26 protein-coding genes and 1 pseudogene are annotated in these 25401 nt (G+C 64.0%); 17 read left to right on the forward strand and 10 right to left on the reverse strand.

Features of this window, described 5'->3' with window-relative positions; genetic code table 11:
• Positions 1-10 precede the first annotated feature (10 nt).
• From AS156_RS38700 to AS156_RS38730, 7 genes are all read right to left on the reverse strand, one after another.
• Positions 11-1474 carry a TadA family conjugal transfer-associated ATPase gene (locus AS156_RS38700; protein ID WP_082747970.1) on the reverse strand — a complete coding sequence of 488 codons (1464 nt, stop codon included), beginning with the start codon at positions 1472-1474 and terminating at the stop codon, positions 11-13.
• Positions 1475-1498: 24 nt separating this feature from the next.
• Positions 1499-2767, reverse strand: a complete 1269-nt coding sequence (locus tag AS156_RS38705) for a CpaE/TadZ family protein (RefSeq protein WP_066515664.1) — start codon at positions 2765-2767, stop codon at positions 1499-1501.
• Positions 2764-3516: a CpaD family pilus assembly protein gene (locus tag AS156_RS38710; RefSeq protein WP_066515671.1), complete on the reverse strand. Its 753-nt coding sequence runs from the start codon at positions 3514-3516 to the stop codon at positions 2764-2766. Before AS156_RS38710 ends, AS156_RS38705 begins: the two co-directional genes overlap by 4 nt.
• Before the next feature lie 10 nt (positions 3517-3526).
• The gene (locus tag AS156_RS38715) at positions 3527-4993 is read right to left on the reverse strand and encodes a type II and III secretion system protein family protein (RefSeq protein ID WP_245313253.1); all 1467 of its coding nucleotides are present in this window, start codon (positions 4991-4993) and stop codon (positions 3527-3529) included.
• Positions 4994-5010: 17 nt separating this feature from the next.
• Positions 5011-5808: a Flp pilus assembly protein CpaB gene (gene cpaB / locus AS156_RS38720; protein WP_066515675.1), complete on the reverse strand. Its 798-nt coding sequence runs from the start codon at positions 5806-5808 to the stop codon at positions 5011-5013.
• A gap of 137 nt (positions 5809-5945) precedes the next feature.
• Positions 5946-6473, reverse strand: a complete 528-nt coding sequence (locus tag AS156_RS38725) for an A24 family peptidase (RefSeq protein WP_066515676.1) — start codon at positions 6471-6473, stop codon at positions 5946-5948.
• 173 nt (positions 6474-6646) lie between these two features.
• Positions 6647-6811: a Flp family type IVb pilin gene (locus tag AS156_RS38730; protein WP_044587508.1), complete on the reverse strand. Its 165-nt coding sequence runs from the start codon at positions 6809-6811 to the stop codon at positions 6647-6649.
• Positions 6812-7090: 279 nt separating this feature from the next.
• Here AS156_RS38730 and AS156_RS38735 point away from each other — a divergent pair, with 279 nt between their 5' ends.
• The 6 genes from AS156_RS38735 to AS156_RS38760 all read left to right on the forward strand — a co-directional run bounded on the left by AS156_RS38735 (position 7091) and on the right by AS156_RS38760 (position 12866).
• A complete protein-coding gene (locus AS156_RS38735; RefSeq protein WP_066515677.1) occupies positions 7091-7918 on the forward strand; it encodes a sterol desaturase family protein in 828 nt (275 codons plus the stop codon).
• A 21-nt stretch (positions 7919-7939) separates the two neighbouring features.
• The gene (locus AS156_RS38740) at positions 7940-9385 is read left to right on the forward strand and encodes a hypothetical protein (protein ID WP_066515678.1); all 1446 of its coding nucleotides are present in this window, start codon (positions 7940-7942) and stop codon (positions 9383-9385) included.
• 30 nt (positions 9386-9415) lie between these two features.
• Complete coding sequence (locus AS156_RS38745) at positions 9416-10642, forward strand: glycosyltransferase family 87 protein (protein WP_245313254.1); 1227 nt, start codon at positions 9416-9418, stop codon at positions 10640-10642.
• Between the two features lie 344 nt (positions 10643-10986).
• Positions 10987-11493: a pilus assembly protein N-terminal domain-containing protein gene (locus AS156_RS38750; protein ID WP_082747971.1), complete on the forward strand. Its 507-nt coding sequence runs from the start codon at positions 10987-10989 to the stop codon at positions 11491-11493.
• 174 nt (positions 11494-11667) lie between these two features.
• On the forward strand, positions 11668-12231 hold the full coding sequence (locus AS156_RS38755; protein ID WP_066515682.1) for a TadE/TadG family type IV pilus assembly protein: 564 nt from the start codon (positions 11668-11670) through the stop codon (positions 12229-12231).
• Positions 12232-12239: 8 nt separating this feature from the next.
• Positions 12240-12866, forward strand: a complete 627-nt coding sequence (locus AS156_RS38760) for a TadE/TadG family type IV pilus assembly protein (protein ID WP_136626642.1) — start codon at positions 12240-12242, stop codon at positions 12864-12866.
• A 127-nt stretch (positions 12867-12993) separates the two neighbouring features.
• Here the strand turns inward: AS156_RS38760 and AS156_RS38765 are convergent, their stop codons facing one another.
• From AS156_RS38765 to AS156_RS38775, 3 genes are all read right to left on the reverse strand, one after another.
• Positions 12994-13206 carry a cold-shock protein gene (locus tag AS156_RS38765; protein WP_016842648.1) on the reverse strand — a complete coding sequence of 71 codons (213 nt, stop codon included), beginning with the start codon at positions 13204-13206 and terminating at the stop codon, positions 12994-12996.
• Between the two features lie 264 nt (positions 13207-13470).
• Positions 13471-13761 (reverse strand): translation initiation factor IF-1, encoded by a 291-nt coding sequence (gene infA, locus AS156_RS38770; protein WP_066515688.1) that lies wholly within the window; start codon positions 13759-13761, stop codon positions 13471-13473.
• A 24-nt stretch (positions 13762-13785) separates the two neighbouring features.
• A complete protein-coding gene (locus AS156_RS38775; RefSeq protein ID WP_066515691.1) occupies positions 13786-15204 on the reverse strand; it encodes a DEAD/DEAH box helicase in 1419 nt (472 codons plus the stop codon).
• A 524-nt stretch (positions 15205-15728) separates the two neighbouring features.
• Here AS156_RS38775 and urtA point away from each other — a divergent pair.
• The 11 genes and pseudogenes from urtA to ureC all read left to right on the forward strand — a co-directional run bounded on the left by urtA (position 15729) and on the right by ureC (position 25387).
• Positions 15729-17057: an urea ABC transporter substrate-binding protein gene (urtA, locus tag AS156_RS38780; protein WP_066515694.1), complete on the forward strand. Its 1329-nt coding sequence runs from the start codon at positions 15729-15731 to the stop codon at positions 17055-17057.
• 130 nt (positions 17058-17187) lie between these two features.
• Complete coding sequence (urtB, locus tag AS156_RS38785; protein ID WP_066515763.1) at positions 17188-18768, forward strand: urea ABC transporter permease subunit UrtB; 1581 nt, start codon at positions 17188-17190, stop codon at positions 18766-18768.
• Complete coding sequence (gene urtC, locus AS156_RS38790) at positions 18765-19943, forward strand: urea ABC transporter permease subunit UrtC (RefSeq protein ID WP_066515696.1); 1179 nt, start codon at positions 18765-18767, stop codon at positions 19941-19943. The genes urtB and urtC overlap by 4 nt, the downstream gene beginning before the upstream one ends.
• A gap of 4 nt (positions 19944-19947) precedes the next feature.
• Positions 19948-20455: ATP-binding cassette domain-containing protein (locus AS156_RS38795; protein ID WP_245313256.1), on the forward strand; the 508-nt coding region annotated here is incomplete at its 3' end.
• Position 20456: 1 nt separating this feature from the next.
• Positions 20457-20703, forward strand: a pseudogene (locus AS156_RS45490) (ABC transporter ATP-binding protein C-terminal domain-containing protein); the annotation flags it as partial.
• Between the two features lie 3 nt (positions 20704-20706).
• Positions 20707-21402: an urea ABC transporter ATP-binding subunit UrtE gene (gene urtE, locus AS156_RS38800; RefSeq protein ID WP_066515710.1), complete on the forward strand. Its 696-nt coding sequence runs from the start codon at positions 20707-20709 to the stop codon at positions 21400-21402.
• A gap of 46 nt (positions 21403-21448) precedes the next feature.
• Entirely contained in the window at positions 21449-22348 is a 900-nt protein-coding gene (locus AS156_RS38805; protein WP_066515765.1) for an urease accessory protein UreD, read from the forward strand.
• 27 nt (positions 22349-22375) lie between these two features.
• Entirely contained in the window at positions 22376-22678 is a 303-nt protein-coding gene (locus AS156_RS38810) for an urease subunit gamma (protein WP_028334687.1), read from the forward strand.
• 127 nt (positions 22679-22805) lie between these two features.
• Positions 22806-23111 (forward strand): urease subunit beta, encoded by a 306-nt coding sequence (locus AS156_RS38815; protein ID WP_066515712.1) that lies wholly within the window; start codon positions 22806-22808, stop codon positions 23109-23111.
• A 4-nt stretch (positions 23112-23115) separates the two neighbouring features.
• On the forward strand, positions 23116-23670 hold the full coding sequence (locus AS156_RS38820; RefSeq protein WP_066515714.1) for an HD domain-containing protein: 555 nt from the start codon (positions 23116-23118) through the stop codon (positions 23668-23670).
• A gap of 1 nt (position 23671) precedes the next feature.
• Positions 23672-25387, forward strand: a complete 1716-nt coding sequence (gene ureC / locus AS156_RS38825; RefSeq protein WP_066515716.1) for an urease subunit alpha — start codon at positions 23672-23674, stop codon at positions 25385-25387.
• Positions 25388-25401: the final 14 nt, after the last annotated feature.

The raw sequence follows: 25401 nt of genomic DNA on the forward strand, positions 1-25401 counted from the left end.
TGCGGTCCCCTTAGTCCGGCGGCGGGGCTTCGGAGGCATCGAGGGCCGCCGCAAGCCGCTTCTCTTCATTGTAGTAGCGCGCGCGCTCCCAGAATTTGGGCCGGCCGATGCCGGTCGAGCGGTGCCGGCCGATGATCTTGCCGTTCGCGTCTTCCCCGAGCATGTCGAAGAGGAAGATATCCTGGGTGATGATGGTGTCGCCTTCCATGCCCATCACTTCGGTGATGTGCGTGATGCGGCGTGAACCGTCGCGCAGGCGCGCGGCCTGGATGATCACGTCGATCGATGCGCAAATCATCTCGCGGATGGTGCGGGAGGGCAGCGAGAAGCCGCCCATGGTGATCATCGATTCGCAGCGCGACAGCGCTTCGCGCGGGTTGTTGGCGTGCAGCGTGCCCATCGAGCCGTCGTGACCGGTGTTCATCGCCTGCAACAGGTCGAACGCCTCGGGTCCGCGGACTTCGCCGACGATGATGCGCTCCGGGCGCATACGCAGGCAGTTGCGGACCAGTTCGCGCATGGTGACCTGGCCCTCGCCTTCGATATTCGGTGGGCGGGTTTCCAGCCGCACCACATGCGGCTGCTGCAGCTGGAGTTCGGCGGCGTCTTCGCAGGTGATGACGCGTTCGTCGTGCTCGATATAGTTGGTGAGGCAGTTCAGCAGCGTGGTCTTTCCCGAGCCGGTGCCGCCGGAGATCAGCACGTTGCAGCGAACACGGCCGATGATCTGCAGGATGGCCGCCCCTTCAGGCGTGATCGCGCCAAACTTGACGAGCTGCTCCAGCGTCAGCTTGTCCTTCCTGAATTTGCGGATGGTGAGCGCTGGCCCGTCGATCGCCAGCGGCGGCACGATGGCGTTGACGCGGGAGCCGTCGGCGAGACGCGCGTCGCAGATCGGCGAGGATTCGTCGACGCGCCGGCCGACCTGGCTGACGATGCGCTGGCAGATGTTCAGGAGCTGCTGATTGTCCCGGAAGCGAATGCCGGTGCGCTGGATCTTGCCGCCGACTTCGATGAACACGGTGCCAGCACCGTTGACCATGATGTCGGCGATGTCGTCGCGCGACAGCAGGGGTTCCAGCGGGCCGTAGCCGAGCACGTCGTTGCAGATGTCGTCGAGCAGCTCCTCCTGCTCGGCGATCGACATCACGATGTTCTTGATCGCGATGATCTCGTTGACGATGTCGCGGATTTCCTCGCGCGCCGACTCGCTGTCCAGCTTGGCGAGTTGGGCGAGGTCGATCGCCTCGATCAGGGCGCCGAAGATCGTGGCCTTGACCTGATAGTAGTTGTCGGAGCGGCGGGTCTCCATGGCGGGAGCGGGCACCGGCTTCGACGGGGCGAGCGGCGGCGACGGTATTGCCGGTGCGCCGGACTCGCGCGACATGGTCGACGAGCCGGCAGGCTCCGGCGTCTGAAAGGCGGGCTTGGGTGCCCGCAGATCCACATCGCTTCCGCTACGCTTACCAAACACGACGTCTTGACTCCACGCGGGCCACTATTTGGACCGTAACTTTTCGAGCAGGGGTGACAGGAACGATCCCCTCGGCTTCTTGGTTTCGCCGCGGCCTGTCAGCCGCTGCGCCATTTGCAGGAATATCTCGACCGCGCGGTGATTGGCGGAGATTTCCGCGATCATCTGGCCGTTGTTGGCAGCCGAACCGAAAATCTGCGGGTCGAACGGAATGGTGGCGATCGGCTGGCTCTCGATCGCCTTGGCGAATTCGCTCGCCGCGATCTCCGGCCGCTTCGGCACGCCGACTTGGTTCAGGCAGTACAACGGCGCGCGGTCGTTCGGCCGGGCTGCCTTGAGAAGGTCGAACATGTTCTTGGCGTTGCGCAGATTGGCAAGGTCCGGCGCGGCCACGATCAGGATATCGTCGGCCGCGATCAGCGCTCGCTTGGTCCATCCCGACCATTGGTGGGGCACGTCGAGCACGATGCAGGGCATCGTGGTGCGCAGCGTGTCGAAGATCGCGTCGAACGCTTCGGCCCCGAAATCGTAGACCTTGTCGAGCGTCGCCGGCGCCGCCAGCAGGCTCAGATGGTCGGTGCATTTCGAGAGCAGGCGGTCGACGAAGGCGGTATCGACACGGTCGGGCGAGAACACGGCGTCCGCGATGCCTTGTGCCGGGTCCTGATTGTAGTTGAGGCCTGCGGTGCCGAAAGCGAGATCGAGATCTGCGACGACGGAATCCAGCGCGAGGTCGCGGGCAATCGCCCAGGCGACGTTATGGGCGATCGTCGAGGCACCGACGCCGCCCTTAGCCCCGACGATCGCCACGATGCGGCCGACGGCCTTGGCTTCCGGTGCCGAGAACAGGTTGCAGACCGCGCGCACCACGTCGATCGCATGTGCCGGCGCGATCACATAGTCGCTGACGCCGCGACGCACCAGTTCGCGATACAGCGTGACGTCGTTGACGCGGCCGATCACGATCACGCGGGTGCCGGCGTCGCAGACTGTGGCGAGTTGATCGAGGCCGGCCAGCACGTCATTGCGGCCTTCGGTTTCGAGAATGATGACGTTCGGCGTCGGCGCCGAGCGATAGGCCTCGATCGCGGCGGCCATCCCGCCCATCTGGATCTTGAGATGGGCTTTGGCCAGCCGGCGATCTTCGGCCGCCGACTGTACGGCGGCAGCGGTCTCGACCGTCTCGCAGAATGCCTGGACCGAAACCCGCGGTGCCGGCGCAATATGATCCTCCGCGGGCGGCGTCGTGACGTCCGGCTGCTCTTCGGAGTTTTGTCTTGCGTAAGTGATCATTTGCCGGTGTCGCTGAGTTTGGCCTTATCGGACTCGGGATAGCTTGTCGCGGTAGTGGTCCCCTTGCGATACTTGTCGAAGGCGATGTTACGACGCGGTGCGTAGGGCGGGGTCTCTGCACGCGGCTGCACGAGGTCCGTCGGCTCCGCTATCATGGCGGCCATGTTACGTTGATAGGCGCAGCCGTAATTGTAGTAGTCCTTGTTCTCGATATAGGACTTGTTGTGGATCGACTGGCTGAGGTCTTCCGGCCACAGGCCGCACGGTCCGGCGACCGCCGTCATTCTCGGATAGTTGACTCGGATCGCCGGCATCTGGCGCGGATCCTCGGGGTGGTATTTGCGGACGATGACCCCACGCGGCGGCACGCCGGCGGCAGCGAACGTCGCCTGGATCTCGTGCAGCGACTCCTGGGCGGCGCGTGCGTTCGCGGTGTCGACGGGAAGGTCGATGGTGACGGCACCGGTGCCGTCCCGCATCCAGTCCCGCGCCATCCCCATGACATCGGCGCGCTGTTCGGCGGTCAGCCCGCCACGGCTGCGGCCGACGAAGACCACGATCGAGCGATTTGCCTCGGTGACAGCGATCGGATGGCGCTGGCGATAGTCGGCCGGCGCGTTGACCATCGCGAGACTGTCGTCGTTGGTGTGCTGGCAGGCGCCGAGCGTCACGGCAAGACCGACGAACGCCCCCGTGAGACAAAGGGCGCGCTTCCAATCGGCTGATGTCAAGGATGTCGTTTGTGTCATCGTCCCCGCCTCAGTCGGTAATGAAGCCGTAGGTGCCGCGGTAATTCCGCGCCGGCTCGGTACGACCCGGAACGCCGTAGATGCGATTGATGCTGCCGAGCAAGTCGGCTTGCGGATCGGACGCGTTGGCGAAGCCGTCATCCGGACGCGACAGATCCTTCTGGGCCACCGCGCGGACGACATACGGCGTCACCAGCACCATCAGTTCGGTCTGGTTGTTGACGAAGTCGCGGCTGCGGAACAGCGTGCCGAGCACGGGCAGCGACGCCAGTCCTGGAAGGCCGTTGATCGCCTGCTTGGTCTGCTGCTGGATCAGGCCGGCCATCGCCATCGAGCCGCCCGAGGGAATCTCCAGGGTGGTCTCGGCGCGGCGGGTCTTAATCGAGGGAATCGTCGTTCCGTTCTGACCGCCGGTCAGTGCGTTCTCGCTCGAGACTTCCGACACTTCGGTCATCACGCGCAGGCTGATCCGTCCCTCCGACATCACGACCGGGGTGAAGTTGAGCGAGATGCCGAACTTCTTGAAGCTGACGGTCTGGACGCAGTTTCCGATCGCGCCGGTGGTCGATGTCTGGCAGGTCACGCCGGTGGGGATTGGAAACTCGCCGCCCGAGATGAAGGTCGCCGATTCGCCGGAGATCGCCGTCAGGTTCGGCTCGGCGAGCGTCCGCACCACGCCCGCGCTTTCCATGGCGCGCAGCGTCGCCTTGACCGACGGGGTCGACCCGAACGACGTGGTGATGGCGTTGCCCGACACCAGGGGTGCGTTGTTTGCCGTGAACGGGTTGGCATTGTTGAAGTTCACGACCGCGGTACCGTAGTTGAGGGTGCCGGACAGGTCGATGCCGAGTTGCTTGATGATCGAGCGTTGGACCTCGGCGACGGTGACTTTCAGCATCACCTGGTCGCGGCCGCGAACCGCGATGGAGTTCACGACCTTGTCGGCGCCGCCGGCCAGCCGCATTGCGATGTCATTGGCTTGCTGCGCCTCGATCGGGCTCGATGCGGTGCCAGACAACATAATGCTGTCACCGATGCCCTCGACCTGGATATCGGCATTGGGCATCACCTGGCGCAGCGCGGCGCGTATGCCGTTGAGGTCGCGCTTGACGGCGATGTCGTAGGCGGCGATCTGCTGGCCCGCGGCATCGAAGAACACGATGTTGGTCTGGCCGACCGTCGCGCCGATGATGTAGGCGCGCTGCGCCGAGCGGACCACGGCATTGGCGATCTTGGGATCGGCGACCAGCACGTCCTTGATGTCCCGCGGCAGGTCGATCACCACGGACTTGCCGACGCCGAGCGACAGGAAGCGCGCGTTCATCTGGCCGTCGGCTCCTGCCGGCGCCGCGAGGCGATAATCGCTGGCCATCACCGGCGTCAGCGCCGGGTTGAGCGTGAACGCGGCGACCGCCGAAAACGACAGGGCGCGGACCAGCGAGGTCCGCCTCGTACGCTGATTTGCCCCGCATTGCATCCCGTGTGTCCTCATCGTCACTTCTGCATCGTTGCCTGGCTGGCAACGCCGTAACGGATGACGTTCACCGTCTCGCCGCGCCTGTTGCGGTTGTCCTCGGTATTGACGTCGGTTGCGTTGACGTCTGCGATGCTGCGCAGCGCGAGCGACAGTGTGCCGCTCTGGCGCGCCCGCGCCAGCGTCTCGGTCTGTTCGGGCTTCAGCTCCAGCGTCACGGTCTTGCCGACCAGCGCGTTGGCGCCGTCCTTTTCCTTCGGAGCCTGATCGATCGCGAGCACACGGACATTGGTCAGGATGACCTCGGAGTTGACGATGTCGGGGCCGTTGCGGTCGGGATTCTTGTCCCGCTTGGACAGCAGGACGTCGACCCGGTCGTTCGGCAGAATGAAGCCGCCGGCTGCAGTCTCGGGCGAGATTTCGGTCGATACGGCGCGCATGCCGGTCGGCAGGATCGCAGCCATGAAGCCGCTTCCGTCGGCCTTGACGAGCTTCTGCTGGCGGATCGGTTCGCCCTGGATGAAGGGGGCGCGGGCGATCGAGCCGGTGACGTCCTTGATGGCGTCGGCGTTGGTGTCCCGGCGCATGAAAGTGTTGCTGGCGGTCGCCGCCGGCCAGGTCTGCCATTGCAGGTCGTCAGGCTTTACGGTCTGACCGAGACCGATGTCGGATCGTGCGACCAGGATGTCGACTGTCGGCAACTGCGCAACGGGCGGGGTGGCCGGCGCCGGCTTGTTGTCGCTCCCGCTCGCCAGATAAAGGGCCGCGAGGCCGGCGCAGCCTGCGATAGCCAGGACCAGAATGCGGGCCGTATTCATTACGCTTCACTTTCCACATGACGCCGCGACGCTGCCGCCGCCGTGATGGGAGTTGACCAGCTATTCGTCAAAGCATGGTTAATGAGGCGTATCTAAATCGCCTTAACGGGTGGTTACCCGTCGCCTTGCGCCCAGGTTCAACCCATGGCGGCGAAGTGGGTGAGGTCGATCGCCTTGATCCAGACCGTCTCCGGATAGACCAGCAATGCACCCAGCGCGAGCGCGATGCCGTAAGGGATGCCGGTCTGCTTGTCGTGCAGGCGGGCGAGCCAGGCCTGGGAGGCGAGCGGGTAGGGCAGCGGCCACAGCCTGAACTGCAACAGCAGCACGGTCAGCGCGCCGCCGAACAGGGAGGCAAGGACCAGGTATTCGAGCAGGTGCTCGAACCCAAACCACAGGCCGATCGCCGCCGCGACCTTGGCGTCGCCGCCGCCGACCCATCCCATCGCAAACATGCCGAACGCCACGACGAGCACCAGCGCGCCGGCGCCGATATGATTGAGGATATCGTAGGGCCCCATCCCGATCAGCGGCGCCAGCACCGCGAAGCCGGCGAGCAGCGCCAGCGAGACCCGGTTCGGAATCGTCATGGTCAGGAGATCGCTCGCCGCCGCGAAGGCCATCAGGGCCGGAAACAGCATCAAGCGCGCGATGTCGAGGATCATGGTTGAAACGCCATCAAGCTGGAGCTGGGGTCGAGGTCTGACGCTAGCGGCCAATGGTGAACAATCGGGAAAGGGGCGTCCGTCCCCTTTAAGGCAACGGACGATCGACCCCGGACAAATAGCAAAGGCCCCGGGAGCGCCGGGACCTTTGCTGCGAACCCGCCGGAAACTGCTTACTTGAGCGAGGTCGAGATCGAGGTGAAGGTCGTGGACAGCGCCTTGCCGACGCCGTTGACCGCGGCGATGATAGCAATTGCGATACCGGTCGCGATGAGACCATACTCAATGGCGGTCGCGCCGGACTCATCCTTCACGAAGCGCGAAACAAGGTTCTTCATAAATTGCTCCTGTGTACACGTGGCTGGTCGAACTACATTTGGTCTGGCCGGCGTTCTCAGCACCGTGACCATTGCGGCACCGTAAGTTTCGACAATTGCGGCGCAGTTAATTTGATCGCGCAAAATCGGGCCGAACCCGCAGTTGTTGCGCACAGTAAATTTGGAATTAAGCCGATCGCGAAAATTGCACGTTGTTGCTGGATGTCTGGTTTGGTCGGGATTCACAGCTCCTTAAGCGCGAGTCGTTAGCTATAGGACTTGCCATTGGAAGATGCTGTCATGCCCACGCTGCCTCTCGAAGTGATCTCGATGCTCGGCCAGACAATGATCAAGGTCGTGCCGATCACGCTCATGCTGGCGGTGGTCTTCACCGTGATGACGCACTTCTGGGCATGCAATCCCGGCAAGCCATGGTGGCAGAAGCGCGAGCTCGTCACCGACATCTGCTACTGGTTCTTCGTGCCGGTGTTCGCGCGCGTGTTTCGTATCGGCCTGCTGGTGGTCGGCGCCGCGGCCGTCTTCAACGTGCATGGCGCCGACGAACTGATCGCGTTCTACGACAATGGACACGGTCCGCTGTCGAGACTTCCGCTTGCGCTGCAGGCCATCATCTTCCTGGTCGCCTCCGACTTCATGCTCTACTGGCTGCACCGGATGTTTCATGGCGGCGGGTTCTGGAAGTATCATGCGATCCATCATTCATCCGAGGATCTCGAGTGGATTTCGGCGGCGCGCTTCCATCCCGTCAATCTCCTGATCGGCACGATCTCGGTTGACGTCATCCTGCTGATGGCGGGCATCTCGCCGAACATCATGCTGTGGGTCGGTCCGTTCACCACATTCCACTCGGCCTTCGTCCACGCCAATGTGAACTGGGCGCTCGGTCCCTTCAGATACGTGATCGCGACGCCGGTCTTCCATCGCTGGCATCACACCAGCGTCGATGAGGGCGGTGACACCAACTTCGCCGGTACCTTCCCGATCTGGGATATCCTGTTCGGAACGTTCCGGATGCCTGACAACGTGCTGCCTGCGGACTATGGCGCCGACGACAAGGCAATTCCGACCGAGATCACCGGACAACTGGCCTATCCGTTCCGTCAATGAGTTGATCCGGCGTTTGCCGCCATGAGCTCAGAGATCGCAACCATTCCACGGGAGAGAGCCTCCGCTCTCGGCGAGGTGCCTGCCTGGTTGTGGGTGGGGTGCGGCGTCTATGCGCTGCTGCTGCTGACCGGCAGCAAGCTGCTCGCCGATTCCGACACCTACTGGCAGATCGCCGTGGGCCGCTGGATCCTCGACCATGGCGCGGTGCCGTCGGTCGATATCTACTCGTTCACCAGGGCCGGCGAACCATGGATGTCGTCGTCCTGGCTCTCGCAGGTCCTGTACGCGAAAGCCTACGATCTGGCCGGCTGGACCGGGCCGGCGGCGCTGGCCGCGATCTGCATCGCCGCTGCGTTCGCGCAGCTCACCGCCATTCTCAGCCGCCGGATGCCGGCAACCTATGCGAGCGTCGTCGCGCTCGCCGCGCTGGCGGTGTCGACCCAGCATCTGCTGGCCCGTCCGCACGTGCTGGTGCTGCCGGTCATGATCGCCTGGACCAACAGCCTGATGGTCGCCAGCGAACGCCGCGAGGCGCCCTCGTTCTGGCTGCCGCTGCTGATTGCGCTGTGGGCCAATCTGCACGGCGGCTTCCTGTTCGGTCTGGTGCTGGTCGGTGCATTCGCGCTCGATGCTGTCTGGAATGCCGAGCCGGCACGGCGGCCGATGCTGGCGCTGCGCTGGATCGCTTTCGGGATCGGCGCGCTCGCGGCCTGCTGCGTGACGCCCTATGGCTGGGGCGCGATCCAGGCTTCGCTGAAGATTCTCGGTCTCGGTGAGCTGCTGCATCTCATCGGGGAATGGATGCCGGCGGATTTCGGTCGCGTCGGCCCATTCGAGCTGTCTGTTCTCGCCCTGATCGGTGCCGCGCTCTATGCCGGCGTGCGGCTGCCGCCGCCGCGGATCGCCTTGGTGCTCGGCCTGCTCTACATGGCGCTGGCCCATGTCAGGAACGTCGAGATCTTCGCGCTGCTCCTGCCGCTGGCCGTGCTCACGCCGGTGGCGTCCCGGTTCGGCTTGCGGGCGGCGGGCGCTGTCCGGCTGAAGGCTGCGCCGGCCATGGCGCTGCTGGTGCTGCTCTGCGGCGCGACCTGGGCGGTTGCCAGGAGCGAGAGCATCGCGCCGCCGCCTCTCCAGTCGCCGGCGGCCGCAGTCGACGTGCTGAAGGCGCACAATGTCAAGCGGGTGCTCAACGACCTTCCGTTCGGCGGCTACCTGATCTGGCGGCAGGTGCCGGTGTTCATCGATGGGCGCGCCGAGCTGTATGGCGAGACGTTCGACATCGATTACTATCGCGCGCTGCAGCTCAAGGATGTCGGCCGCTTCATGGATCTGCTCCGCACCTATGACATCGATGCAGTGATGCTCGAGCCTGCGACGCCTGCCGCGAAACTGCTGGACCGGACCGGCGGCTGGCAGCGTGTCTATGCCGATGACTACGCGGTGGTGCATGTACGCACCGCCAATTGACCGGCGCTTCTCCGTTCGACAGGATCGGGCATGAGCTTGGCAGGTGCTATCACCGATGGCCGGCAAGGCATCCTGCGGCCGCCTTGGGCCGTGCTCGTGAGCGGCATCGGGATGTCGGTCTATGTCTGGGTCATCCTGGCCACGACCATTTCCTATCCAGGCCGGATCGGGCTCGACTACAATACGCTGGGCACCGACTGGATGGTCTTCTACGGCGCGATCCGTTCGGTCCTCGATGGCAACGCGCCGCTGATCTTCGACGGCGACCGGTTTACCGGCTTCCTCAACACGGCGTTTGCGGACTGGCTCTCCAAGCCGTTGGCTTTCCGGCCGTGGGCCTATCCGCCAAGCTTTCTCATGCTGCTTCTACCGTTCGCCTCCCTCGGGTTCTTTGGCTCCTATCTGGCGTTCCAGGCTGCGAGCGCCGGCCTGATGGCGGTCACGCTGCGAGCGAATGCGGCGGGTTCGCCCTCTCCGGGGATCCTCCTGGCGATGGTCCTGTTGTGCCCGGCATCGGCGATCAATGTGATCGATGGTCAGGTCGCGTTTCTGGTCGTCGCGCTGATCGTCGCCGGCCTGGGATCTCTCGAGAAGCGCCCGGTCCTGGGCGGGCTGGCGTTGGGGCTGCTGACGTTCAAGCCGCAATTCTGCATTCTGGTCCCGTTGGCGCTGATCGCGGCCGGGCGGTGGCGCGCGCTCTGGGCGGCCGGCCTGTCCGCGCTCGCGATGGCCGTTGCGAGCGGCCTGATCTTCGGATGGGATCTGTGGCTGCGCTGGTATCCCGTCATGATCGACAATCTGGTCAGGCCCGATGCGAAATGGATCGAGTACGGCCGCATGTGGGGCAACAGCGTCTACACCTGCGTCAGCCTGCTCGGCGCTCCGCCGGCGCTGGCCTCGGCAATCCAGCTTGCTGCGATGATTGGCGCTGCTGTCTCGGTCGTTCTCGCCTTCCGCTCGCAGTTGAGCCCGACGCAGAAGACGGCCGTATTCCTGGCGGCGACCCTGCTCGCCGCGCCGCATTCCGGGCCCTATGATCAGCTCCTGCTGGTGGTTGCGGGTGTGTACTGGCTGATGACGCAAGGCCGCACGCAACCGATGTGGTGCTGGACGGTGATGCTCATGATCTGGCTCGTGCCGATCGTCAGCCCGCCGCTGCTCTTTACCACGGGCCGGTTCGCCCCGCTGCTGACGGCGATGCTCATCGTGCTTGTGCTTCGCCGCGCGGCGCCGATGCCGGACACGTTGGCCCGGTAGACTTCGCCGCGATGCGACCCAACTCGCACGCGGCATTGCTTTCGATCAATCGAGCCTCTGATCGAGCGTCCCTTCAATCGGTTGGGTCATCTGCTGGCTGCGGGCGTCGGGACGCGTGACGTCGTCGCACCCGGGCAGAGCGCGACGAAATGAGGTTGGGCTGTCGTCGCGCGTTTTCGTTCCGGTCGACGGGCCGGGGCTACCCGTTCCGGAAGTCGGGACATCCACGCAATTGGCGGAGCGATTTTTGCTCTTCTTAAATGAATTGCGGTTAGATTTGCGGCGTCGGGCGCCGGTCCGCTGCGTATCGCTTTTGCCGGCTTGTCAACGTCCCGGGGTAGAGTATGTCGTTTCAGTCCCAACGTATTCGCGCCGTCACGCGCGTCGGATTTATCTCCTTGGCCGCAGCCATGCTGCTGTGGCCCGCGATTTCCTCGGCTGCGCCGGATCCGGACAGGATCGCGGTCAATGTCGATCAGGCCAAGCTCGTCAAGCTGCCCTCGGGCATCGCCACGATCGTCGTCGGCAATCCCCTGATCGCCGACGTGACCTTGCAGAACGGCGGGGTGGTCGTCGTCACCGGCAAGGGCTACGGCGCGACCAATTTCATCGCGCTCGACCGCACCGGCCAGGTGCTGGTGGATCGCCAGATCCAGGTCGAAGGCCCGACTGACCAGCTCGTCACGGTCTATCGTGGGATCGATCGCGAGACCTACAGCTGCATGCCGGTCTGCCAGCGTCGTGTCACGCTCGGCGACGGCGAGAGCTACTTCAAGGCGACGATGGGGCAGGCCAGCACGCTGAGCAACGAGGCGACCGGCTCGGGCGCTGCGGCCAAGCCGACAAACTGATGCGTCCTCGGTCCGGCGTTTCCCCAACGCCGGAGCTACGGACGTCGATCCCAGACCGGCACTTCAACACGGTTAAGATTGGCTTGACGGATCGGGTCGCTCTGTCTCGATCCGACGAAACACTTCAACAATGAGTCTTCGCTAGTTGTTGCCGCCAGTCACCTGGGGTCGTTGATGTCGTTGCCCGCCCGTTTTTCCCTGAAACTCCTTCATCGCTTCCGCCGCAATCGTCGCGGCTCGGCGGCCGTCGAATTCGCGCTGATAGCGCCGCTGTTCTTCGGATTGCTGTTCGCGATCATAGAGACGGCGATGATCTTCTTCGCCGGTCAGGTGCTGGAGACGGTGGCGCAGGATTCTGCGCGTGTGATCATGACCGGTCAGGCACAGAACGGCCAGGTCACGGGCTGTTCTGCGCCCTGCACCCAGGCGCAATTCAAGAGCTATGTCTGTAGCCAGATCAACGCCTTGTTCGATTGCGTCAACGGCATCTATGTCGACGTTCGCAGTTACCCCGCGAACCAGTTCGGCTCCGTCAACATCACTCCGCCGATCGATTCGAGCGGCAACTTTCTCCCGACCATGCAGTACAACATCGGTGCCAGCGGCAGCATCGTCGTGGTTCGCCTGTTCTATCAATGGCCGCTGTTCGTGACCGCACTCGGCTTCAACTCCGCCAACCTGAACAACAACAAGCGGCTGCTGACGGCGACCGCAGCCTTCAAGAACGAGCCCTTCTGATGCGGATCATGCGGCAGATATCACGTATCACGCTCTGCTTGTACCGCTTCGCCGGCGACGGGCGCGGGCTTGCCGCCGTCGAATTCGCGATGGTCCTGCCGGTCATGCTGGTGATGTTCTTCGGCACCGTCGAGTTTTCGTCCGGCGTTGCCGTCGACCGCAAGGTGACGTTGATCGCGCGAACGCTCTCTGACTTGACCTCACAGTCGAGCTCGGTGGCGGACAGCGATCTCACCAACTTCTTCAGTGCCAGCATCGGCATCATGACGCCCTATGATCCGTCGCTCACCAAGGGCACATTGTCGGAGATCTACGTCGACGGCAGCAAGAACGCGAGAATTCAGTGGAGCAAGTCCGGGGTCATCGCCAGCGGCTCCACGCAGGCGACCCTGACGAGCTCGACCCGCAATCCTGGCGATACCGTAACCCCCATCGTTCCGCCCGCGCTGCTGATTCCATTCACCTATCTGATCCTCAGCGAGGTGAGCTACAACTACAAACCGACGGTCGGCTACGTGATGGCGAAAGGCGGCATCAACCTTAGCGACGTCGCCTATACGCGCCCGCGCCAATCGACCTGCGTGTACTATCCGCCGCCGAGCTCCGGAACATCGCAGAACTGTCCGACCACATAGGCCGCCGACGCGGCGGCTCGCTCGCAATCAAAACAAGCGCAATCAAAACAAAAAGGCCGCATCCGAGGATGCGGCCTTCGTTGTCTTGACGCAATTTCCTGGAGCTTAGCGCTCGCGGGAAATCGGCTTATCCAGCGGCGCGGAGATTGTCGGCCGAGGATTTGCCGGAACGGCGGTCAGCCACGATCTCGTAGGAGATCTTCTGGCCTTCACGCAGAGTGCCAAGGCCGGCGCGCTCGACAGCACTGATGTGCACGAACACGTCGTTCCCGCCTTCATCCGGCTGGATGAAGCCGTAACCCTTGGTCGCGTTAAACCACTTCACGGTTCCCATGCTCACGTGGGTAGTCCCTTCTCAGATAGACAGTTCAAAACCCGCTGGTTGGCGGGGTGGTGAGATCGAATTTTTGGAAGGGTCGTCAGCGTCTGAACCGGCTGTACCGGTAATAGCTAATGTCGTCCGGCCGAAAATCGATACCGGATATTATTCGATAGAACGGTTCAAAACAATCCTGACGTGCGCGATTTTTTGGCCGGCGAGCCGCCGGCCAATTGTTGCGCAGGACACCAGGATGTCATGCGCGCAACAGTTGCAAAGTTTCGTTCAGCGGCGGCGGAACTGACCGCCGCGTTGCTGACCGCCCCGCGGCGGGCCGCCCGGCGAGCTCGGGCGCTCGTCCTTGTGGCGGAAAATCAGCCGGCCCTTTTCGAGGTCGTAGGGCGACATTTCGATCGTGACGCGGTCGCCGGCCAGCGTCTTGATCCGGTTCTTCTTCATCTTGCCGGCGGTGTAGGCGACGATCTCGTGCCCGGCATCGAGTTGCACCCGGTAGCGAGCGTCGGGGAGGATTTCGGTCACCAGTCCTTCGAACTGGATCAGCTCTTCCTTAGCCATGTGTTTCTCCAGATCGAGCGACGGCTAGTGCTGTGGTTGCTTGTTGCGGTTGGGTTGCGGTTTCGGCCGGCTTTCGCGGTGCAAGAAGGCGACGCCCTGCATGCTTTCGCTGTTGCCGGCCTGCGACGGACGAGGCGACTCGCCCCGGCCCGTCTGCGGCGCGCCATTATTACCACCTCGACGGCGGCGGCGGCGAGGCCCTTTTGCACCTGGAGCGCCCTCATTCCCACGGACATTATGCGCGCGTGACGCAGAGCGGCCGCCCCGGTGCGGCTGGGTCGCCTGCGCCGGCGCGGCGGCGTCGCGATTGCCCGGCGTGCGGCGGTCTTCCCGCGGCACGGCAATACGGATCAACCGCTCGATATCGCGCAGATAGCCCATTTCCTCGGCGCCCGCGATCAGCGAGATCGCGACCCCGTCGGCGCCGGCACGCGCCGTGCGGCCGATGCGGTGGACGTAGGTTTCCGGGATGTTGGGCAGGTCGTAGTTCACGACATGGCTGATGCCGTCGACATCGATGCCGCGGGCGGCGATGTCGGTCGCCACCAGCGTGCGGATTTCGCCGGAACGGAACGCCGCCAGCGTGCGCTCGCGGTGGTTCTGCGACTTGTTGCCGTGGATGGCGTTGGCCTCGATCCCGGCCTTGGCAAGGCTTTTCACCACCTTGTCGGCGCCATGCTTGGTGCGGGTAAAGACCAGGGCGCGGTTGACCGGTTCCTGCTTCAGCAATTGTGCCAGCACCGCGGGCTTGGCGGTGAAATCGACCTGGATCGCGCGCTGGGTGATCCGGTCGGCGGTCGAGGACACCGGCGTCACCGCCACGCGGGCGGGATCGCGCAGCATCGCCTCGGCGAGCTCGGCGATGTCCTTGGGCATGGTGGCCGAGAAGAACAGCGTCTGCCGCTTGATCGGCAGCTTGGCGACGATTTTGCGGATGTCGTTGATGAAGCCCATGTCGAGCATGCGGTCGGCTTCATCGAGCACCAGGAACTCGACCTGATTGAGCTTCAGTCCGTTGCTCTGCACGAGGTCGAGCAGGCGGCCGGGAGTGGCCACCAGCACCTCGACGCCTTGCATCACGGAACGGACCTGGCGACCCATCGGCACGCCGCCGATCGCAAGCGCCGAGGAGAGGCGGATGTGGCGGCCATAGGCATTGAAACTGTCGAGGATCTGCCCGGACAGCTCGCGGGTGGGGGAGAGCACCAGCACGCGGCAGCTCTTGGGCTGCGGCCGGACGCGGTTCTCGAGCAGCCGATGCAGGATCGGCAGCGCGAAGGACGCGGTCTTGCCGGTGCCGGTCTGGGCGATGCCGACGACGTCACGGCCGGCAAGCGCGAGCGGGATGGTCTGGGCCTGGATGGGGGTCGGCGTGAGATAGTTTTCTTCTCGAAGCGCGCGGGCGATGGGATCGGCGAGGCCGAAATCCTGAAAGGAGGTCAAAAGGGCGTTCTTTCCATAAAGGCAGTCGTCGTCCCGGCTGGTATCGCCAGGAGCGCACGAGGGCGTTGGGACACCCGCGTGTCTAGGGCATCTAGCTTGGTTGGCTGATAAGGCGAGCCAGAAGCCGTTGGGACGGCTTGGAACACGCAGCTCGCGGGGCTCCGCGATTCTCGCGGGCACGGCGGTCATATGGACCAGGAACGCGGCGGTTTCAAGGTGTTGCGTATGTGGGATCAGGGAACCGCCCGATCGTCGCGCAGATTGTCACAGACCCATGCCGGAAATTTAGCCAAAACACCAATTATGCTCAGAAAATAACCAGACTGCTCTTTCGGCATACATTCGGGTCGCCCAATGATTGAGCAGTCGAATTCCGTATTTCTCCGGAATTCGAGGAATTATCTAGTCAGTTCATTGGCTTAATTGGCATCCGGACCGTGGCACGGTTCTTGCGATTCTCTTAACCGCAGGCGGCCAGACGGCCGTTCGCAGCGTTCACGCCTGCGTCAGGGAGATGACATTTCATGCTTACTCAGCTTACTCACGATATAGCGACGATGACCCGTCGCCGCGCTCTCGCGGCGACTGCCGGCCTGGTTTTGGGTCTGGCTGCGTCCTCGCCGTTCTCGCCCGCGCAAGCGGCCGACGACACCATCAAGGTTGGCGTTCTCCATTCGCTCTCCGGCACCATGGCCATCAGCGAAACCACGCTGAAGGACACGATCCTTTTCCTGATCGACGAGCAGAACAAGAAGGGCGGCGTGCTCGGCAAGAAGCTCGAGGCTGTCGTGGTCGACCCCGCCTCGAACTGGCCGCTGTTTGCCGAGAAGGCGCGTGAACTGATCACCAAGGACAAGGTCGCGGTCGTGTTCGGCTGCTGGACCTCGGTCTCCCGCAAATCCGTGCTCCCGGTGTTCAAGGAGCTGAACAACATCCTGTTCTACCCCGTGCAGTACGAAGGCGAAGAGTCCGAGCGCAACGTGTTCTACACGGGCGCAGCGCCGAACCAGCAGGCGATCCCCGCCGTCGACTACCTGATGAAGGAAGAGAAGGTGAAGCGCTGGGTGCTTGAAGGCACCGACTACGTCTATCCGCGCACCACCAACAAGATCCTCGAGGCCTATCTGAAGTCGAAGGGCGTTGCGCCCGAGGACATCATGATCAACTACACGCCGTTCGGCTTCTCCGACTGGCAGACCGAAGTTTCCAAGATCAAGACCTTCGGCTCGGCCGGCAAGAAGACCGCGGTGGTCTCCACCATCAACGGCGACGCCAATGTTCCGTTCTACAAGGAACTCGGCAACCAGGGCATCAAGGCGACCGACATTCCGGTCGTGGCCTTCTCGGTCGGCGAAGAAGAGCTCGCCGGCATCGACACCAAGCCGCTGCTCGGCCATCTCGCCGCCTGGAACTACTTCGAGTCGATCAAGACCCCTGCGAACGAGAAGTTCATCAAGGAGTGGCAGGCCTACACCAAGAACCCGAAGCGCGTGACCAACGATCCGATGGAGGCGCACTACATCGGCTTCAACATGTGGGTGAAGGCGGTCGAGAAGGCCGGATCGACCGATCCGGACAAGGTGATCGACGCGCTCCCGGGGATCGAGACGCCGAACCTGACCGGCGGCGTGGCCAAGATGCTGCCGAACCATCACATCACCAAGCCGGTGTTCATCGGCGAGATCAAGGGCAACGGCCAGTTTGACGTGGTCTGGAAGACCCCGGGCCTGGTGGCCGGCGACGCGTGGTCGAAGGAGCTCGAAGGCTCCAAGGACCTGATCGGCGATTGGGTCGGCAAGAAGTGCGGCAACTGGAACACCAAGACCAACAAGTGCGGCGGTCAGGGCTCCTGATCTGATCCACGACACGACACAACACAACCTTCCAAGACCTTGGAGAAGGCGGCATCGCTCGCCGCCTTCTCCTCACACTCCTGCCGGGGTATTCGACGTGCTTGTTCATTGTTCTGATCGCGTTCGCGCGCTGCTGCTTGCTGTTCTGCTGCTGACCTGTCTTGTCGTGCCGGCACTCGCCGGGCCGTTCGAAGACTCGGTCGCCAAATTCGCCAATGACGACTTCTCCGACACCGAGGCTGCGATCGGCGAGGTCGCATCATCAGGCAATCCGCTTGCGTCAACGATTCTGAGCGCGCTGCAGGATGGCCGGCTATCAGCGGATCCTGACACCAAGAAGATCTTCGTCACGCGAAGCGACGGCAAGATCATCGACGCCGCAACCGGCGCCGCCGTCGACAAGCTGTCGGACAATGTCGCCGACGTCCGGGTCAATAATCGCCTGCGTCGTGCCATCGAGGCCGCGCTCGGCGGCTTGACGCTGTTGTCGTCGGATCCGGCCAAGCGCCTTGCCGCCGCGCAATCGGTGTTCAAGAGCCACGAGGAGAACCTGCTGCCGACGGTGGAGAGCGCGCTTGCGAAGGAGACCAACAAGTCGATCAAGCAGGCCCTTGCCGAGGCGCGCGCCGCCATCATCCTGTTCAAGTCCGATGCGTCCGACAGCGACAAGCTCGATGCCATTGCCGTGATCAAGGCGCGCGGCGACCAGGAGGCTCTGGCGCTGCTCAACGATGTCGGCACGGATCAGCCGGCGCTGGTCACCAAGGCTGCAAGCTCCGCGATCTCCTCGATCCAGAGCAACCTTGCAATGTGGTCGATGGTGCAGAATGCCTGGTACGGCCTGTCGCTCGGCTCGGTGCTGCTGCTCGCCGCGATTGGGCTTGCGATCACCTTCGGCGTGATGGGCGTCATCAACATGGCCCATGGCGAGATGGTGATGCTCGGGGCCTACACCACCTTCGTGGTGCAGGAGATGATCCGCACCCGCTATCCCGCCCTGTTCGACTATTCGCTGCTGATCGCCGTGCCGCTCGCCTTCCTGGTCGCAGGTGCCATCGGCGTTGTGATCGAACGCACCATTATCCGTTTCCTCTACGGCCGTCCGTTGGAAACGCTGCTTGCGACCTGGGGTCTGTCGCTGGTGCTGCAGCAGGCGGTGCGCACCATGTTCGGCCCGACCAACCGCGAGGTCGGCAATCCCTCCTGGATGAGCGGCGCGTTCGAGCTCGGCCAGATCACCATCACCTATAACCGGCTCTGGATACTCTGCTTCACGCTCGCGGTGTTCGCCATCCTGCTCGCGATGCTGCGCTACACCGCGCTCGGGCTCGAGATGCGCGCGGTGACGCAGAACCGCCGCATGGCGGCCTCGATGGGGATCGCCACCTCGCGGGTCGATGCGCTGACCTTCGGACTCGGCTCCGGCATCGCCGGTATCGCCGGCGTGGCGCTGTCGCAGATCGACAATGTCAGCCCGAATCTCGGCCAGAGTTACATCATCGACAGCTTCATGGTCGTGGTGTTCGGTGGCGTCGGCAATCTCTGGGGCACGCTGGTCGGCGCCTTCACGCTCGGCATCGCCAACAAGTTCCTCGAGCCGGTGGCAGGCGCGGTGCTCGGCAAGATCGCGATCCTGGTACTGATCATCCTGTTTATCCAGAAGCGGCCCCGCGGCCTGTTCGCGCTCAAGGGACGGGCGGTGGAAGCATGACACCGCACATCCTCACCCGTTCGCTGGATCGCGCCGCGACCAGCTTCATCCTGATCGTCGCGGCCTTCGGCGTGCTGATCCCGTTGTCGAACCTGCTGCTGCTGCCGGGCTCGGTCTTCCACGTGCCGACCTATCTGGTGGCGCTGTGGGGCAAGTATGTCTGCTACGCCATCCTGGCGCTCTCGATCGACCTGATCTGGGGCTATTGCGGCATCCTCTCGCTCGGCCACGGCGCGTTCTTCGCGCTCGGCGGCTACGCCATGGGCATGTACCTGATGCGCCAGATCGGAAGCCGCGGTGTCTACGGCAATCCTGTTCTGCCCGACTTCATGGTGTTCCTGAACTGGGACAAGCTGCCCTGGTACTGGTACGGCTTCGACAAGTTCTGGTTTGCGGCGCTGATGGTGCTGCTGGTGCCGGGACTTCTTGCCTTCTGCTTCGGCTGGCTCGCCTTCCGCTCCCGCGTCACCGGCGTCTATCTCTCGATCATCACGCAGGCGATGACCTATGCGCTGCTGCTCGGCTTCTTCCGCAACGATTTCGGCTTCGGCGGCAATAACGGCCTGACCGACTTCAAGGACATCCTCGGCTTCAACGTCCAGGCCGAGGGCACGCGCTGCGCGCTGTTCCTGCTGAGTTGCCTCGCACTCGTGATCACCTTCGTGATCTGTCGCGCGGTGGTGACCTCGAAGCTCGGCAAGGTGCTGATTGCGGTGCGCGATGCCGAAAGCCGCACCCGCTTCCTCGGCTACCGGGTCGAATCCTACAAGCTGTTCGTGTTCACGCTGTCGGCCTGCATGGCCGGCGTCGCCGGCGCGCTCTATGTACCGCAGGTCGGCATCATCAATCCGAGCGAGTTCGCACCCGGCAATTCGATCGAGGCCGTGATCTGGGTCGCGGTCGGCGGCCGCGGCACGCTGGTGGGCGCGGCGCTCGGCGCCTTCGTCGTCAACTACGCCAAGACCTTCTTCACCTCGGGGGCACTCGCGCCCTATTGGCTCTTCATGCTGGGCGCGCTGTTCATCCTGGTCACGCTGCTGCTGCCCAAGGGCATCGTCGGCACCTTCAATTCCTGGTGGGAGCCGCGGAGGGTGCAGCGCAACTCGTGCATCGCGGCCGACGAGGCGAGCGCGGCGCGTGAAGACGGCGTCGGCGCCCCGAAGATGGCGGAGTAGGATCATGAACGTGATGGATACCCGCGCCACCTCGGCCATGCTCTATCTCGACGGCGTGCATGTCTCGTTCGACGGCTTCCACGCCATCAACAATCTGTCGCTGACGCTCGAGCCCGGCGAGATGCGTGCGATCATCGGTCCGAACGGCGCCGGCAAGACCACGATGATGGACATCATCACCGGCAAGACCAAGCCGGACGAGGGCACTGTGCTGTTCGACGGCACCGTGGACCTGACCCGGCTCGACGAGACCCGCATCGCCGAGCTCGGCATCGGCCGCAAGTTCCAGAAGCCGACGGTGTTCGAGAGCCAGACCGTGCAGGACAATCTCTTGCTCGCGCTCAATGTCGACCACTCCGTCCGCGGCACCCTGTTCTGGCGCGGCAGCAGGGCCGAGGCCGAGCGCATCGACAAGGTGCTCGAAACCATCCGCCTGACCGATGCGCGCAACCGCCTCGCCGGCAGCCTGTCGCACGGCCAGAAGCAGTGGCTGGAGATCGGCATGCTGCTGGNCCCGAAGGTGCTGCTGGTCGACGAGCCGGTCGCCGGCATGACCGACGCGGAGACGCACCTGACTGCGGAGCTGCTCAAGGAGATCAACAAGAACCACACCATCATGGTGGTGGAGCACGACATGACCTTCGTGCGCGAGCTCGGCGTCAAGGTGACCTGCCTGCACGAGGGCTCGGTGCTGGCAGAAGGCACCATCGACCAGGTGTCGTCCAACGAGCGGGTCGTCGAAGTGTATCTGGGGCGGTAAGCGATGCTGAAGGTCGACAACATCAACCTCTATTACGGCGCGGCACAGGCGCTGCGCGGCGTCTCGCTCACCGCCGAGCCCGGCAAGGTCACCTGCGTGCTCGGCCGCAACGGCGTCGGCAAGACCTCGCTGTTGCGCGCCATGGTGGGGCAGTACCCGATCGCCTCCGGCGCGATCAATTTCGACGGCAAGGACATCACGGCGCTGAAGCCCTACGAGCGGGCGCGGCGCGGCATCGGCTTCGTGCCGCAGGGTCGCGAGATCTTCCCGCTGCTCACGGTGGAAGAGAACCTGAAGACCGGCTTCGGGCCGCTGAAGCGCGAGGACCGCAACATCCCCGACGATGTGTTCTCGCTGTTTCCGGTGCTGGAAACCATGCTCGGGCGCCGCGGCGGCGACCTCTCCGGCGGCCAGCAGCAGCAGCTTGCGATCGGCCGTGCGCTGGTGATGCGGCCAAAACTCCTGCTGCTCGACGAGCCGACCGAGGGCATCCAGCCCTCGATCATCAAGGATATCGGCCGCGCCATCTCTTATCTGCGCAATCTCGGCAACATCGCGATCGTGCTGGTCGAACAATATCTCGACTTTGCCTGCGAACTCGGCGACAGTTTTGCGGTGATGGACCGGGGTGCGGTGAAGTATGCCTGCGCCCGCACGAACCTCGATCCGGCCGAGATCAGCGGCCAGATGGCGCTGTAGTGAGATTGTAGCGCTGCGGCGTGCGAGCAAGGGAGCGTTGGGGCGGATGCGGAGCGACATCGCGGGCGCGGCCTCAGTGACATTTGCAGCGAACCGCGCCCGGGGCGCGGTGCGGTTTGACGTGCACCTTGCGGACGGCGTCACTCGCCGCGGCGACCTGCATGAGTCTGGTTCGCTGCGCGTGCGCTTTCCCTCGCCTGAGGGCGAGGGCCTGTCGGCCATGTTCGTCAACACAGCCGGCGGCATTGCCGGGGGCGACCGCTTCGACATTGCGATCGCTGCCGGCGAAGGGGCTCGGCTGACGCTGACCACGGCGGCGGCCGAGAAGGTCTATCGTGCATCGACAGCGTTTTCGAGCGAAGTGGATACCGGTTCGCGGGAAGAAAAAGCGTCCAAACAAAATAAGATCGCTGCAGCACGGCTCGACATTTCGTTGAAGGCCGGGCCGAGCGCGCATCTGGCCTGGCTGCCGCAGGAGACGATCCTGTTCGACCGCGCCCGCATCCAGCGCCGCTTCGACATCGATCTCGCCGAAGATGCCTCCCTGCTGCTCTGCGAGATCGTGGTATTCGGCCGCGCCGCGATGGGCGAGACCATGCGCCATGGCGAGTTCGTCGATCGCTGGCGGATGCGCCGCGGCGGCCGGCTGGTGTTTGCCGAGACGGTTCGTCTCGACGGCGAGATCGGCGAGAGGCTGGCCCGGCCCGCGATCGCCAACGGCGGCACGGCCATCGGCACCGCGCTGATCGCGCCGGGCGACGCGGCGTTGGTCGAGCGCGTTCGCGCGGCGGCGGACGGCTTCGGCGGCGAAGTCGGCATTTCCGCCTGGAACGGATTTGCAATGGCGCGCTTCTGTGCCCAAGATGCGGCGCGGCTGCGCGCCGACATGATCACCGTGCTCGGCCGCGCCTCCGCGGTCCCGCTGCCGCGGCTGTGGCTCAACTAACCCTTTCAAGACCATCAGAGTGCTCGCATGAATTTGTCTCCCCGCGAAAAGGACAAGCTCCTGGTTTCGATGGCGGCCATGGTGGCTCGCCGCCGGCTCGAGCGCGGCGTCAAGCTGAACCATCCCGAGGCGGTGGCGTTGATCACCGACTTCATCGTCGAGGGCGCGCGCGACGGGCGCACCGTCGCCGAGCTAATGCAGGCCGGCGCCAAGGTGCTGACGCGCGCCCAGGTGATGGATGGCATCCCCGAGATGATCCACGACATCCAGGTCGAGGCCACATTCCCTGATGGCACCAAGCTCGTCACCGTGCACGAGCCGATCCGCTGACGTTCATTGTCATTCCGGGGAGCGAAGGCCGAACCCGGAATCCAGAGATTGTGCTTCGAGATTCTCAGATGTGCAGTGCGCATCATAGTTCACGCTTCGCGTGGCCCGGAATGACGGAGGAAGAAAAATGATCCCCGGCGAACTCTTCATCAAGGATGGCGAGATCGAGCTCAATGCCGGCCGCAAGACCGTGACGCTCTCGGTCGCCAACACCGGCGACCGGCCGATCCAGGTCGGCTCGCATTATCATTTCTTCGAGACCAACCCGGCGCTGAAGTTCGATCGTAAAAGGGCCCGTGGCATGCGCCTCGACATCGCCGCCGGCACCGCCGTCCGCTTCGAGCCTGGCCAGACCCGCGACGTCCAGCTCGTCGCGCTCGCCGGTAAGCGCGTGATCCACGGCTTCCGCGCCGAGGTGAAGGGCAAGTTGTGATCCGATGCTCCCCGCGATCCGCCTGATCTCTGAAGCTGCCGAGTTCGCGGCACGCCGTCACAGCGGGATGGCGCGCAAGGGACGCAGCGGCGAGCCCTACATCAATCATCTCGCCGAGGTCGCGAACCTGCTTGCTGCGGTCACCGATGGCGCCGATGCCGAGTTGGTGGCCGCCGGCTGGCTGCACGACACCATCGAGGATACTGCGACCACGCGCGACGAACTTGCGCGCGCATTCAGCGCGCGTGTTGCCTCGCTCGTCGTCGAGTGTACCGATGACATGAGCCTGCCGAAGCCTGTGCGCCGGCAGAAGCAGATCGACGACGCGCCGCACAAGTCGCAGGCGGCGAAACTCATCAAGACCGCGGACAAGATCAGCAATATCGGTGCCCGGATCGTGCTGCATCCGAGCAAGCACGAACGCGACGATCTTGCCGATTATGCCGGCTGGGCCGAGAAGGTCGTCGCCGGTTGCCGGGGCGTCAATCCGCGGCTTGACCGCATTTTCGATGACACCATTGCGCGCGCGAAGGCTGCGCTGACTGAAGCAGGGGGTTGACATGTCCGTGAAAATCAAGCGTTCCGTCTATGCCGACATGTTCGGGCCGACCACCAGCGATAAGGTGCGGCTTGCCGACACCGATCTGATCATTGAGGTCGAGAAGGATTTCACCACCTATGGCGAGGAGGTGAAGTTCGGCGGCGGCAAGGTGATCCGCGACGGCATGGGGCAGTCGCAGGTGACCAACGCGCAAGGCGCCGCCGACACCGTCATCACCAACGCGCTGATCGTCGACCACTGGGGCATCGTCAAGGCCGACGTCGCGATCAAGGACGGGATGATCGCGGCGATCGGCAAGGCCGGCAATCCCGACATCCAGCCCAACGTCACCATCATCATCGGCCCCGGCACCGACGTGATCGCAGGCGAGGGCAAGATCCTCACCGCCGGCGGATTCGACAGCCACATCCATTTCATCTGCCCGCAGCAGATCGAGCACGCGCTGATGTCTGGCGTTACCTCGATGCTGGGCGGCGGCACCGGCCCGTCGCACGGCACCTTCGCCACCACCTGCACGCCCGGTCCATGGCACATGGGCCGGATGATCCAGTCGTTCGACGCCTTCCCGGTCAATCTCGGCATTTCGGGCAAGGGCAACGCGTCGCGTCCGGCGGCCCTGGTCGAGATGATCAAGGGCGGCGCGTGCGCGTTGAAGCTGCACGAGGACTGGGGCACCACGCCGTCGGCGATCGACACCTGCCTCTCGGTCGCCGACGATTACGACGTCCAGGTCATGCTGCACTCGGATACGCTGAACGAATCCGGCTTCGTCGAGGATACCGTGAAGGCGTTCAAGGGCCGCACCATCCATGCCTTCCACACCGAGGGCGCCGGCGGCGGCCATGCACCGGATATCATCAAGATCGCGGGCTTGAAGAATGTGCTGCCGTCCTCGACCAACCCGACCCGGCCGTTCACCCGCAACACCATCGACGAACATCTGGACATGCTGATGGTGTGTCACCATCTCGATCCCTCGATCGCCGAAGACCTCGCGTTTGCCGAGAGCCGGATCCGCAAGGAGACGATTGCGGCCGAAGACATCCTGCACGATCTCGGCGCGCTCTCGATGATGTCGTCGGATTCGCAGGCGATGGGCCGGCTCGGAGAGGTCATCATCCGCACCTGGCAGACCGCCGACAAGATGAAGAAGCAGCGTGGGGCGCTGCCGCAGGACAAGGGCAACGACAACGACAATTTCCGCGTCAAGCGCTACATCGCCAAATACACCATCAACCCGGCGATCGCGCATGGTGTGTCGAAGCTGATCGGCTCGGTCGAGAAGGGCAAGCTCGCCGACCTCGTGCTGTGGTCGCCGGCGTTCTTCGGCGTCAAGCCGGATTGCATCATCAAGGGCGGCTCGATCGTGGCCGCGCCGATGGGCGATCCGAACGCCTCGATCCCGACGCCGCAGCCGGTGCACTACCGGCCGATGTTCGCGGCGTTCGGCAAGGCGCTCACGGCCTCGTCGGTGGTGTTCACGTCGAAGGCCGCCGTCACCGGCGGTCTCGCCCGCAAGCTCGGCACGGCCAAGAGGCTCTATGCGGTGCAGAACACCCGCGGAAAGATCTCCAAGAAGAGCATGATCCACAATGATGCGACCCCCGAGATCCAGGTCGATCCGGAGACCTATGAGGTACGTGCAGACGGCGAGCTCCTGACCTGCGCGCCTGCAGAGGTGCTGCCCATGGCACAGCGTTACTTTATGTTCTAAAACCCGTCCCGGTA

Origin of the sequence: Bradyrhizobium macuxiense (genome assembly GCF_001542415.1) — a bacterium.
Lineage (GTDB): Bacteria > Pseudomonadota > Alphaproteobacteria > Rhizobiales > Xanthobacteraceae > Bradyrhizobium > Bradyrhizobium macuxiense.

Excerpts from the sequence above, each read along its gene's own strand:
- AS156_RS38705 (WP_066515664.1), bottom strand. The coding sequence starts at position 2,767 with ATGATCACTTACGCAAGACAAAACTCCGAAGAGCAGCCGGACGTCACG.
- AS156_RS38710 (WP_066515671.1), bottom strand. The coding sequence starts at position 3,516 with ATGACACAAACGACATCCTTGACATCAGCCGATTGGAAGCGCGCCCTT.
- AS156_RS38715 (WP_245313253.1), bottom strand. The coding sequence starts at position 4,993 with ATGCAATGCGGGGCAAATCAGCGTACGAGGCGGACCTCGCTGGTCCGC.
- cpaB (WP_066515675.1), bottom strand. The coding sequence starts at position 5,808 with ATGAATACGGCCCGCATTCTGGTCCTGGCTATCGCAGGCTGCGCCGGC.
- AS156_RS38725 (WP_066515676.1), bottom strand. The coding sequence starts at position 6,473 with ATGATCCTCGACATCGCGCGCTTGATGCTGTTTCCGGCCCTGATGGCC.
- AS156_RS38730 (WP_044587508.1), bottom strand. The coding sequence starts at position 6,811 with ATGAAGAACCTTGTTTCGCGCTTCGTGAAGGATGAGTCCGGCGCGACC.
- AS156_RS38735 (WP_066515677.1), top strand. The coding sequence starts at position 7,091 with ATGCCCACGCTGCCTCTCGAAGTGATCTCGATGCTCGGCCAGACAATG.
- AS156_RS38740 (WP_066515678.1), top strand. The coding sequence starts at position 7,940 with ATGAGCTCAGAGATCGCAACCATTCCACGGGAGAGAGCCTCCGCTCTC.
- AS156_RS38745 (WP_245313254.1), top strand. The coding sequence starts at position 9,416 with ATGAGCTTGGCAGGTGCTATCACCGATGGCCGGCAAGGCATCCTGCGG.
- AS156_RS38750 (WP_082747971.1), top strand. The coding sequence starts at position 10,987 with ATGTCGTTTCAGTCCCAACGTATTCGCGCCGTCACGCGCGTCGGATTT.
- AS156_RS38755 (WP_066515682.1), top strand. The coding sequence starts at position 11,668 with ATGTCGTTGCCCGCCCGTTTTTCCCTGAAACTCCTTCATCGCTTCCGC.
- AS156_RS38760 (WP_136626642.1), top strand. The coding sequence starts at position 12,240 with ATGCGGCAGATATCACGTATCACGCTCTGCTTGTACCGCTTCGCCGGC.
- infA (WP_066515688.1), bottom strand. The coding sequence starts at position 13,761 with ATGGCTAAGGAAGAGCTGATCCAGTTCGAAGGACTGGTGACCGAAATC.
- urtA (WP_066515694.1), top strand. The coding sequence starts at position 15,729 with ATGCTTACTCAGCTTACTCACGATATAGCGACGATGACCCGTCGCCGC.
- urtC (WP_066515696.1), top strand. The coding sequence starts at position 18,765 with ATGACACCGCACATCCTCACCCGTTCGCTGGATCGCGCCGCGACCAGC.
- urtE (WP_066515710.1), top strand. The coding sequence starts at position 20,707 with ATGCTGAAGGTCGACAACATCAACCTCTATTACGGCGCGGCACAGGCG.
- AS156_RS38805 (WP_066515765.1), top strand. The coding sequence starts at position 21,449 with ATGCGGAGCGACATCGCGGGCGCGGCCTCAGTGACATTTGCAGCGAAC.
- AS156_RS38810 (WP_028334687.1), top strand. The coding sequence starts at position 22,376 with ATGAATTTGTCTCCCCGCGAAAAGGACAAGCTCCTGGTTTCGATGGCG.
- AS156_RS38815 (WP_066515712.1), top strand. The coding sequence starts at position 22,806 with ATGATCCCCGGCGAACTCTTCATCAAGGATGGCGAGATCGAGCTCAAT.
- AS156_RS38820 (WP_066515714.1), top strand. The coding sequence starts at position 23,116 with ATGCTCCCCGCGATCCGCCTGATCTCTGAAGCTGCCGAGTTCGCGGCA.
- ureC (WP_066515716.1), top strand. The coding sequence starts at position 23,672 with ATGTCCGTGAAAATCAAGCGTTCCGTCTATGCCGACATGTTCGGGCCG.